We start from the raw sequence: 9,444 nt of genomic DNA, 5'->3' as shown, positions 1-9,444 counted from the left end.
CGCCTTTCGAACGGGTCGTCCGACGCGCGAGGAGCGCCGCGACCGCGTGGCGACGGGCTTAATAACGACCGGCGACGCGTTCACAACATGGCACGGCTCTCGGCCCTCGGACTCGGCGCCACGCTCACGCTCGTCGCGCTGTCGGCGGTCGCCGCGGCGGCCGGGTCGTGGAAGCTGCTCGGCATCTCCTGGGTCGCGTTCGCCGCGATGGCGGCGGCGGCGATCCTCGGCGCGCGGACGCGGACCGACCGCGCCGGAACGCTCGTCTGGGGGTACGGGCTGGCGAGCGGCGCGATGGTGACGAGCGCCGCGGTGTTCCTCCTCCCCGGGGCGATCGACCACCACGCGCAGTTCGGCGGCTTCGGCGTCGCGCTCGGCCTGCTCGTCGGCTTCGGCGCGCACACCGTCGGCCACCGCCTCTCCCACCTGGACCTCCCGATGGATCGGACGGTGGCCGAGCTGAGCGCCCACGCGCTCGCCGCGGGCGCGATCATCGGCGTCGTCTACGGCAACATGCCGGCGCTCGGACCGCTGCTCGGGCTGGCCATCGTCTCGCACAAGGGGCCGGCGGGCTACGCGGCCGCGAAGCGCCTCGCTCTGCGGGGGCGGTCCTGGTCGACCCTGCTGTTGCCCGCCGCGGGCGTCGGCGTCGCCGCCATCGGCGCGAGCGCGGTTCGGCTCCCCGCAGCGCCGGCCGTCCGGGGGCTGGTCTTCGGCTTCGCCGCGGGCGTGTTCCTCCACGTGGCGATGGACTTCCTCCCGCGCTGCGAGCTGGGGAGCGAGATCCACGAGGCGCTCTCCGTCGAGGGCGACGCGCACGCGCTCCTGGACAGGCTCCGCCTCCACGCGGTGGCGAGCACGGCCCTCGGCGGCCTCGCCGTGTTCCTCGCCTGGACCGCGGTGGCGTGAGCGTCCGGCCCCACTCGATCCGACGGAGCAGCCGCGAGAGACCGACGGCGGCGAGACGGGGGACGAGAGTCACTCCCCGCCGCGCGCCTCGTCGAGCACCTTGTCCGCGAGCGTCGGGACGAACGTCCCGATGTCCGTCACCATCCCGATGGCCTGCGAGCTCCCCCGGTCGAGCAGCTGCGTCACGGTCGCCGGGTTGATGTCGACGCAGACGACCCTCGTCGTCGACGGGAGGCAGTTTCCGACCGCCACGGAGTGGAGCAGCGTCGACAGCATGAGCACCAGGTCGGCCTCGTGGGCCTGCTCGCGGATGGCGTTCTGCGCCTCGACGGTGTCGGAGATGGTGTCGGGCAGCGGCCCGTCGTCGCGGATGGAGCCGGCGAGGACGTACGGCACGTCGTTCCTCACGCACTCGTACATCACGCCCTCGGCGATCAGCCCCTCATCGACCGCCTCGGCGATGCCGCCGGCGCGGATGACCTCGCTGATCGCGTAGATGTGGTGTTTGTGGCCCTTCCGCGGGTGTTCGAGCGTCTCGACGTCCATCCCGAGCGAGGTACCGTAGAGGCCGCGCTCGATGTCGTGGACGGCGAAGCCGTTGCCGGCCGAGAGCGCGTCGACGTACCCCTCGCGGACGAGGCGGGCGAGGTCGTCGCCCGCGCCCGCGTGGATGAGCGCCGGCCCCGCGACGACGAGCACGTTGCCGCCCTCCCGCTTCGTCTCCACCACCGCCTCCGCGATCTGCTGGATGAGCGAATCGGAGGGGCGCTCGCTGGAGACGCCGCCCTGCATGAACCCGAAGGGGCCGGAGGCGTCCCGGGGGCGCTCCGGCGGTTTGACCCGGATCCCGGCCTCGCCGGTGACGACCAGGTCGCCCTCGCGGATGGCGTTGAGCACCTTCGTGTACGCCCGCGGCCCGTCGGCGTCCCGCCGGCCCCCGCCGCTCGAACCGTCCGGGTCGTCCGATCCGCTCGATTCGCCCGTCGCGTCGCGGTCCTCGACGACCACTGCGCAGTCCATCTCCACGTTCTGCACGTCGATCCACTCCCCGTCGTACCGAACCTGGGTCGGGTGGTTGGTCGTCGAATAAAACCCGGCGGGGACGACCTGGTCCGCCGGGGCCGGGTCGAGGGTCGCGTCCACCGGGTCCAGGAGGTTCGCCCCGTTCTGGTGGAGCTCGTGGACGATCGAGGTGAGGTCGGCCTCGTCGGCGGCGTACACCTCCATCCGACAGTACGACTCGGCGTCCTTGTGTTTGCCGACGCGGAACTCCTCGACCTCGAAGTTCCCACCCATGTCCATCACGATGCCGAAACAACGCTGCATCATCCCGGAGTCGATGATGTGTCCCTCCAGTTCGACCGTGCGAGCGACTGCCATTGCTCTGTGGTGGGCGGAACGGAGTATGAGGGTTGTGGACTGACGGAACCTTGCGAGCGCGTGCCGCGGCCGGCGTCGCGGAGCCCCGACCGGGAGCGGCGAGGACGGGACGGTCGGGGGCGGAAGACGGCTACGTGCTAGAACAGGAGCCCCTTGGCGGCGTTGATCACGGTCCACTTCACCCGCTCGACGATCCGTCCTCTCTCCCCGCCGACGACGACGTCGCCCCGCGCGACCGCCCGCCGGAAGGCGGCCGACGGGTCGTCTGCGCCGGCGATTCCGCGGACGGTCGCCCTGTCGGTCGTCATCTTCAGGTCCGCGTCGGGGTGGCGGCCGTCGCGCAGATCGCTGATGCGGTTGTCCTCGTCCACATAGAACGAGTACGCGGCGGTCCCCCCGCTTCCGCGCACGTAGAGGTTCACCCGCCTGTCGGCGAGTTGCTCCCCGGCGACGCCGAGGTCGGCCGACGCGACGTTCGCGTTGTACAGGCCGACCATCCCGCGCAGATCGTCGTACAGGTCGTCGCTCCACGCTGGCTCTCCCTCCGCCGACTAGCCGCCCACGACGCCGCTCGCGCCTGCGCCCACCACCAGCACCGCGACGAACAGCGCCGCGGATCGAGAAACGGATCTCATGGTCGGTTGACAGCCGCTCCGAAAGTATATAAATTCTTCCTGATAGGTGCACCGTTTCACCTATCTGAGGTTCGCGTCGAGGAACGCGAACGCGTGGCCGAGCGTCTGCTCGAACAGCCGGCCGTGGTAGAGGCCGAAGTGATCGCCCGGCAGCCGGACGAGCGTGGCGTTCGAGATCCCGTCTGCGGCCGCCTCGATCGCCTCGGCGGGGGCGATCTCGTCGCGCGTCCCGGCCAGGAGCAGCGTCGGGCAGGCCACGTCGGCGGCGTCCGACGCCGGGCGGTACCGGAGGAGCGAGAGGAACGCCCGCGCGGGCGTCTCGTTCTCCCAGTCGGCGTCGGCCGGGATCAGGTCCTCGAAGCCGGCCCGCGCGCCGGGGTCGTTGAGGAGCGCGAACTCCTCCGGATCGCCGACGACGGGAACCGTGTACGGACCGAGCGGCACGAGCGGCAGCGACTGGAGGCGGTCCCGGACGCCGAGCGCGACGCCTTTCAGCAGGTAGCCGACCCCTCCGCGACGGACGAACGCCCGGCCGTCGAGCACGGGCGTCTGGGCGACGACGGCCGAGATCCGGGGGTCGTCCGCCGCGACCTCGACGGCGTGTCCGCCGCCGAGCGAGACACCCCAGAGCCCGATCCGTCCCGCGTCGACGCCGTCGAGGTTCCGGACCCTGGCGACGGCGGCCCGCCAGTCCGCCGCGTCGCGCTCCGGGTTCACGAGGTTCCGCGGTTCGCCCTCGCTGTCGCCGACGGTCCGGTAGTCGAACAGGTAGACTGCGTACCCGCGCTCCGCGAGCCGCTCGGCGACGGCCGGGAGGCCGAACGTCCGCTCGGCCGCCAGGCCGTGGGCCATCACGACGACCGGCGGGTTCGCGGGGCGGTCCGGGCGGTAGAGCCAGCCGGCGCACTCCGTCCCGCCGCTCTCGAAGTGGGCGATCACCTTCGAGAACTCGTAGCGCGAGGGTTTCGGGGCGGTCTCCGCCGGCCGGCGGCTCCGCCACGCCCCTCGGCTCATTCGTCCTCCGACAGCGTGTCGAGCACCAAGGAGGAGAACTCGACCTCGTTGAGGCGGTACTCGACGAGCCCGCGGAACCACTCGGGTTCGGCGCGCCAGGTCCCCAGCACGTCGTCCGTGGTGCGGACCACCGTCGCGTCGACGCGCGTCGGCTCCCACCGGCCGTCCTCGACGAGGTCGATGAAGACGTTCAGCGCCCGCCCCATCTCGCGGTGGTCGACGCGCTCGCCGGGGAAGGCGGTCATGTACGTCAACTCGACCGTCTCCTCCTGGCGGATCTCCTCGACGCTGATCCCGTTGCTCCGGAGTTCGCCCTCCAACCCCGTGATCGTCTCGGGCATGCGTCCGAATACGGGGGCCGAGAGTTAAAGCTTGGAGCCGTTTCGGACGGGCGGCGCACTTCGACCCTCCGCCCACCGGGCGGCTACTTCGGCCCCTTCGGCCCCTTCGGCTCCTCGCCGCCGTCGACCGCCGCGGGTCTCGCGTCGACCCGCTCGCCCGACCCGGCCTTGAAAGAGAGGCCCAGCCGATCCAGCGCGACCGCGCAGGCGTAGACGCCGATCGCGACGAGGACGATGGTCCCGCCGGCGGCGACGCCGTAGAAGTACGAGAGGGTGAGGCCGACGAGCACCGCGAGCTCGCCCGCGAGAACCGCGACGACGACCGACCCCCGGAAGCTCCGGGCGACCTGCGCGGCGGCCGCGACGGGGACGACGAGCATCGCGGCGACCAGGATGACGCCCATGATCTGCATCGCCGCGACGACCACCAGGGCGGTGAGCACCACCAGGAGGCGGTTGTACGTGGCGACGTTCAGCCGCGCGACGCGGGCGGCGGTCTCGTCGAACGTGATGAAAAGGAGCTGCTTGTACGTCGCCGCGACGACGGCCACCACGAACGCGGTCAGGACCACGAGGACGGCAGCGTTTTCGAGCGTGACCGTCGAGAGGCTGCCGAACAGGTACTGGCTGATGCTGACGGCGATTCCCCCGTCGGAGAGGCTGACGAGGACGGTCCCGAGGGCGAACCCGCCCGAGAGGACGATCGCCATCGGCACGTCGCCGTAGGCGTCGGTGTACTCGGAGATGAGTTCGATGAGCAGCGCCGCGATCACCGCGACGACGAGCGCCGTCAGGTACGGCGAGACGGAGATCGCCGACACGGACCCGACGAACAGGCCGACGGCCACGCCCGCGAAGGCGGTGTGCGCGAGCGTGTCGCCGATGAACGCCATGTCGCGGTGGACGAGGAAACTCCCGACGAGCGGCGCGACGAGGCCGACGCAGATCCCGGCGACGAACGCCTGCTGCATGAACGAGTAACAGAGCATGTCGACGCCGAGCGCGCCGCCGACGGCGCACAGTAGCTCGCCGACGAGCCGGATCCCCGCGCCGACGAGACCGACGAACCCCTCGAAGACCGCGGCGAGGCCGAGCCAGAGCGGCGAGAGGGCCGAGATGGAGGTGAGTTCGGTCGGGTTCACGAGTGATCGTGGTCGAGGAGCCGCTGGTTCGCGCCGTACGCCCGCGCGAGCGCGTCGCTCTCGGCGAATCCGTCCGGGTCGCCGTGGAAGAACAGCCGGCGGTTCAGACAGGCCACCCGCGAGGCGTGCTCGGTCACGACGCCGATGTCGTGGTCGATGAGGACGACGGTGATCCCCCGGCCGTTCAGCTCGTGGAGGAGGTCGTAGAACGCCTCGCGGGACTCCGCGTCGACGCCGACCGCCGGCTCGTCGAGCGCGAGCAGGTCAGCCTCGCCGGCCAGCGCCCGGGCGATGAACACCCGCTGACGCTGGCCGCCGGAGAGGTGCGCCAGCCGACGGTCCGCCAGGTGGTCGACGCCGACCGTCTCCATCGCCTCCGTCACGATCCGCCGGTCGCGCGACCCGACCCGCCCGAACCGGACGCGGGGGTACCGCCCCATCGTGACGACCTCGCGGACGGTGATCGGCATCTCTCGCGTTCCGCCGGTGACGTCCTGCGCCACGTAGCCGACGCGCTCGCCGTCGTCGAACGCGCGGGCGGGCTCGCCGAACAGCCGAATCTCGCCGCTGTCCGGCCGGTGCAGCCCCAGGACGAGCCGCAGGAGCGTGCTCTTGCCCGACCCGTTCGGCCCGACGAGGCCCAGGAACTCCCCCGCTTCGACGGTCAGCGACACGTCTTCGAGGACGGGCGACCCCCCGTATCCGAACGTGACGTTCGAAACCTCGATCACGGCCCCGTCGATCGACTCGCGCTCGCCTTCGGGACGGTCCGCCGTCCCCGCGTCCCCGCCGACGGCACCGGCGCCCCGCCGCGCCTCGTCGCTCGAACTCATTCCGCCCCGAGCGCCTTCTGCAGCGACGGCAGGTTGACGTTCCGCATCACGTCGACGAACCCCCAGCCCTTCTCGGCCCACTCCGCCTTCAGCGTCGGCACCGGCGTGAGCGGGACGGCCTCCGTCGCGTCGGTTTCTTCGACCAGCTGCTTCGCCGCGCGGTCGGACTCGAAGACGGGCGCGAGGACGTGGGTGATGCCGTGCTCCTCGATGAGCGCCTGCGCGCGGGAGACGTCGCGGGGCGACGCCTGCGAATCCGGCGCGAGGCCGGTCAGGGCGTGCACGGTGAAGCCGTACCGGTTCCCGAGGTACTGGAACGCGTTGTGCCCGGCGACGAGTACGTCGTCCCGCTCGCGGCCGTCGAGCGACGACCGAAACTCCTCGTCGAGCGCCTCCAGTTCGGACGCGTACGCCGCCGCGTTGTCGGCGAACGCGGATTCGCGGTCCGGATACACCTCGACCAGCCCCCGTCGGACGTTCTCGACCGCGGTCGCGGCCCGCGTCGGATCGAGCCAGAAGTGCGGGTCGTGCGGCCCGTGGTCGTGACCGTCGCCTTCGTGATCGCCGTGCTCTCCGTGCTCTTCGTGAGATTCCTCCGCGTGCTCGTCGTGGGACCCTCCCTCGTGGCCCCCGGTCTCGTTGCCGCCGGCTTCGTGGCCGTGGTCGGTCTCGTTGCCGCCCGCCTCGTGGTCGTGGTCGTCCTCGGCGGTGTCGTTGTGCCCGTGGTCGTCTTCGGCGTGATCGTCGTGACCGTGCTCGCCACCTTCGTGGTCGCCGTGTCCGTGATCGTCGCCCCCTTCGCCCGGCGGGCCGAGGAGATCGACGTCCTCTCGGGCCGCGATCACCGACACGTCCTCGTCGTTGTCCCGGACGTTCTGGACGATCTTGTCCGCCCACGGCTGGAACCCGTCGCCCATGTAGACGAGCGCGTCCGACCGGAGGACGGTCCGCTGGATGTCGGGGCCCGGCTCCCACCCGTGGCCGTGCTGACCGAACGGGACGAGGTTCCCGACCTCGACGGCGTCGCCCGCGACGCTGTCGGCGAAGTCCGACAGCACGAAGAACGACGCCTGCACCGGTTCTCCGTCGCCGCCCGTCGCGCCTCCGGATCCGTCGCCCCCCTCGCCCAGACACCCGGCGAACGCCGCCACCGCGACCCCCGCCCCGATGCCGAGGGCCCTCCTGCGAGTGTATCCGCTCATGCGTAGTGTTAAGAGATGCCTCAAGATTAATAAGAGCTACCATTCACGTTCTCGGAGTTCATAACGTTGGGGACGGCGTCGACGGCGGCGCGAGGGCGGAAGCCCACCTCGTCGGTCCGGTCGTCGCCGAGGAACGCCGGCAGACAGCGGTCGCCGCGCTCACCGAACGTCTTCGAGCGGGACCGCGTGGGACTCGTCGATGGTGATCCAGTTCGTCGCGAGGTCGCCCGACTCCGCCGGGAACACCGTCACCTCCGTCGGACGGCGCTCGTCGTCGAAGAGATACTCCAGTCGGAAGCGCGGGAGCTCGCGGAGGGCGGTGCCGTCGTCCGGATCGTACGTGTCGATCGCGCTCATGCGTCAATCACTCCTTCGCGACGCCGACGGGGCGACTGCCCGTCCCCCCGCCGCGCCGCGAACCGTTCTGAACGTACGGCCGGCCGGACATAAATCTGTGCCACTAATTCTCACACCGGAGAATCGGGGCGGTTCTCTTCTCCATTCGAGAGATACGGCCGTTTTGCGACGAAATCCCATAGGGAGGGTAACCCGTGAGACGCGGAACCCGCGAAGCGTTCGCTTGCGGTCCTCCGCGGCGGGAACGGCGGTTCAGTCGCCCCCGCCGAACACCTGGCGCATCATCGATGCAACGGGATCCTACTGGAGCCCCAACAGATCGAAGCCGTCATCTACAGCACGGGGAGCTTACGTGGCTATTTCCACCCGATCCGAGAGAATAACCGTGCTGAATACAGGGCGCGGATTTAACACCTCCGGGATACGGGTTAGCGATGGAAACGGCCTAACGATCAGCGTCACGGAGGGTGAGATATCGAGAAGACAGACGACTCGGTAGAGATTCTGGTTGACCGATCAAGGATGGTCAAAGAACAATATCTCAGATATCGGACTACGGCTTCGCTTCGAAGACCAGACTGGTCGGCGTTTCGGCCGCACGGCGGAAGCGCGCGAACCCACCTTCGGTGACGACCTTCCGGGTCTGCTCCTCGCCTGCTTGCGCGCCGAGCCCGTAGCCAACGTCTTGACTGAGCGAGTTCGGCGTACACGCAACCGTCGAGATGGAGTATGCGAGGCGGCCGAACGGGGTGAGGTTGTCTTCGACACGATCCTCAGCGTAGGGTTCGACGATCATCCACGTCCCGTCATCGGCCAACGTCTCCAGAACGTGGGCCGCCACACCGACGGGATCGCCCATGTCGTGGAAGCAGTTGAACATCGTGACGAGGTCGTAATCGGTCCCGCTGTACCCTCTCGCGGTCGCTACCTCGAAGGTGACGCGGTCGGCGACGCCCGCCGTTTCCGCCCGCTCGCGTGCCACTTCGATCGAAGCCTCGTGGTAGTCAATGCCGATAACCGTGGAGCTGGGATAGGCTTGGGCCATGCGAATCGTGGGTGCGCCATGGCCACAGCCCACGTCAACGATCTTCCCGCCTGCCTGCAATGTAGCATCGACCCCGTCAAGTGCCCCGATCCAGTCGATTAGGAAGGTCCCGTAGGATGGTCCGAAGAAACGTTCGGTACCGTGAAACACGTCCTCGTCGTGTTCGTGCCAGCCGATGCCCTCGCCCGTTCGAAAGGCCTCTCGGAGTTCGGGTCCGATCTTGGAGGCCGACGTCACCAGCTGGAACGCACCAGGCATGAACACGGGGCTCTCTCTATTGGCTAGGACGTACGCCTGCTCGGGGGAGAGATAGTAGCGGTCGGTCTCAGGGTCGTAGGTCACGTATCCACCGGCGGCCTGCGCTCGAAGCCATTCGCGGACATAGCGTTCCACGGTATCCGTCTCCTCGGCCAGCTCAGCGGACGAAAGCGGCCCAGCCTCGTCCAGTGCCGCATAAAGACAGAGTTCATCGCCGATGACGGCGAGCGCGGCGTGGACCGTCGCACCGAGGTCCACGAGAGACGTTTCTACCAGGTCGGTCAGTTTCTGTTCGTCGATCGAGTTCGTTTCAGTTTCCGTTGACATG

Annotated in this window: 10 protein-coding genes; 1 reads left to right on the top strand and 9 read right to left on the bottom strand. The window is 69.6% G+C overall.

Features of this window, described 5'->3' with window-relative positions:
* Nucleotides 1-87 precede the first annotated feature (87 nt).
* Nucleotides 88-909, top strand: a complete 822-nt coding sequence (locus CNO20_RS02670; protein ID WP_101294470.1) for a ZIP family metal transporter — start codon at nt 88-90, stop codon at nt 907-909.
* Between the two features lie 69 nt (nt 910-978).
* Here CNO20_RS02670 and CNO20_RS02665 read toward each other — a convergent pair whose 3' ends face one another.
* The 9 genes from CNO20_RS02665 to CNO20_RS02625 all read right to left on the bottom strand — a co-directional run bounded on the left by CNO20_RS02665 (nt 979) and on the right by CNO20_RS02625 (nt 9,443).
* Nucleotides 979-2,289: an ornithine cyclodeaminase family domain gene (locus CNO20_RS02665; RefSeq protein WP_101294469.1), complete on the bottom strand. Its 1,311-nt coding sequence runs from the start codon at nt 2,287-2,289 to the stop codon at nt 979-981.
* 137 nt (nt 2,290-2,426) lie between these two features.
* Nucleotides 2,427-2,786, bottom strand: a complete 360-nt coding sequence (locus CNO20_RS02660; protein ID WP_233203874.1) for a hypothetical protein — start codon at nt 2,784-2,786, stop codon at nt 2,427-2,429.
* A 198-nt stretch (nt 2,787-2,984) separates the two neighbouring features.
* Nucleotides 2,985-3,938: an alpha/beta hydrolase gene (locus CNO20_RS02655; protein ID WP_101294468.1), complete on the bottom strand. Its 954-nt coding sequence runs from the start codon at nt 3,936-3,938 to the stop codon at nt 2,985-2,987.
* On the bottom strand, nt 3,935-4,279 hold the full coding sequence (locus tag CNO20_RS02650) for a DUF8159 domain-containing protein (RefSeq protein ID WP_101294467.1): 345 nt from the start codon (nt 4,277-4,279) through the stop codon (nt 3,935-3,937). The genes CNO20_RS02655 and CNO20_RS02650 overlap by 4 nt, the downstream gene beginning before the upstream one ends.
* A gap of 83 nt (nt 4,280-4,362) precedes the next feature.
* The gene (locus CNO20_RS02645) at nt 4,363-5,421 is read right to left on the bottom strand and encodes a metal ABC transporter permease (RefSeq protein ID WP_233203872.1); all 1,059 of its coding nucleotides are present in this window, start codon (nt 5,419-5,421) and stop codon (nt 4,363-4,365) included.
* A complete protein-coding gene (locus CNO20_RS02640) occupies nt 5,418-6,254 on the bottom strand; it encodes a metal ABC transporter ATP-binding protein (protein WP_101294466.1) in 837 nt (278 codons plus the stop codon). The genes CNO20_RS02645 and CNO20_RS02640 overlap by 4 nt, the downstream gene beginning before the upstream one ends.
* The gene (locus CNO20_RS02635) at nt 6,251-7,456 is read right to left on the bottom strand and encodes a metal ABC transporter substrate-binding protein (RefSeq protein WP_101294465.1); all 1,206 of its coding nucleotides are present in this window, start codon (nt 7,454-7,456) and stop codon (nt 6,251-6,253) included. The genes CNO20_RS02640 and CNO20_RS02635 overlap by 4 nt, the downstream gene beginning before the upstream one ends.
* Nucleotides 7,457-7,615: 159 nt before the next feature.
* Nucleotides 7,616-7,813, bottom strand: a complete 198-nt coding sequence (locus CNO20_RS02630) for a DUF7511 domain-containing protein (RefSeq protein ID WP_101294464.1) — start codon at nt 7,811-7,813, stop codon at nt 7,616-7,618.
* A 553-nt stretch (nt 7,814-8,366) separates the two neighbouring features.
* Entirely contained in the window at nt 8,367-9,443 is a 1,077-nt protein-coding gene (locus CNO20_RS02625; RefSeq protein ID WP_101294463.1) for a methyltransferase domain-containing protein, read from the bottom strand.
* Nucleotide 9,444 lies beyond the last annotated feature (1 nt).

Origin of the sequence: Halegenticoccus soli, assembly GCF_002844195.1 — an archaeon.
In the GTDB taxonomy this organism is placed as follows: Archaea; Halobacteriota; Halobacteria; order Halobacteriales; family Haloferacaceae; genus Halegenticoccus; species Halegenticoccus soli.
Note: the sequence above shows the minus strand (reverse complement) of the source record. Positions and strands in the feature narration are given on the sequence as shown.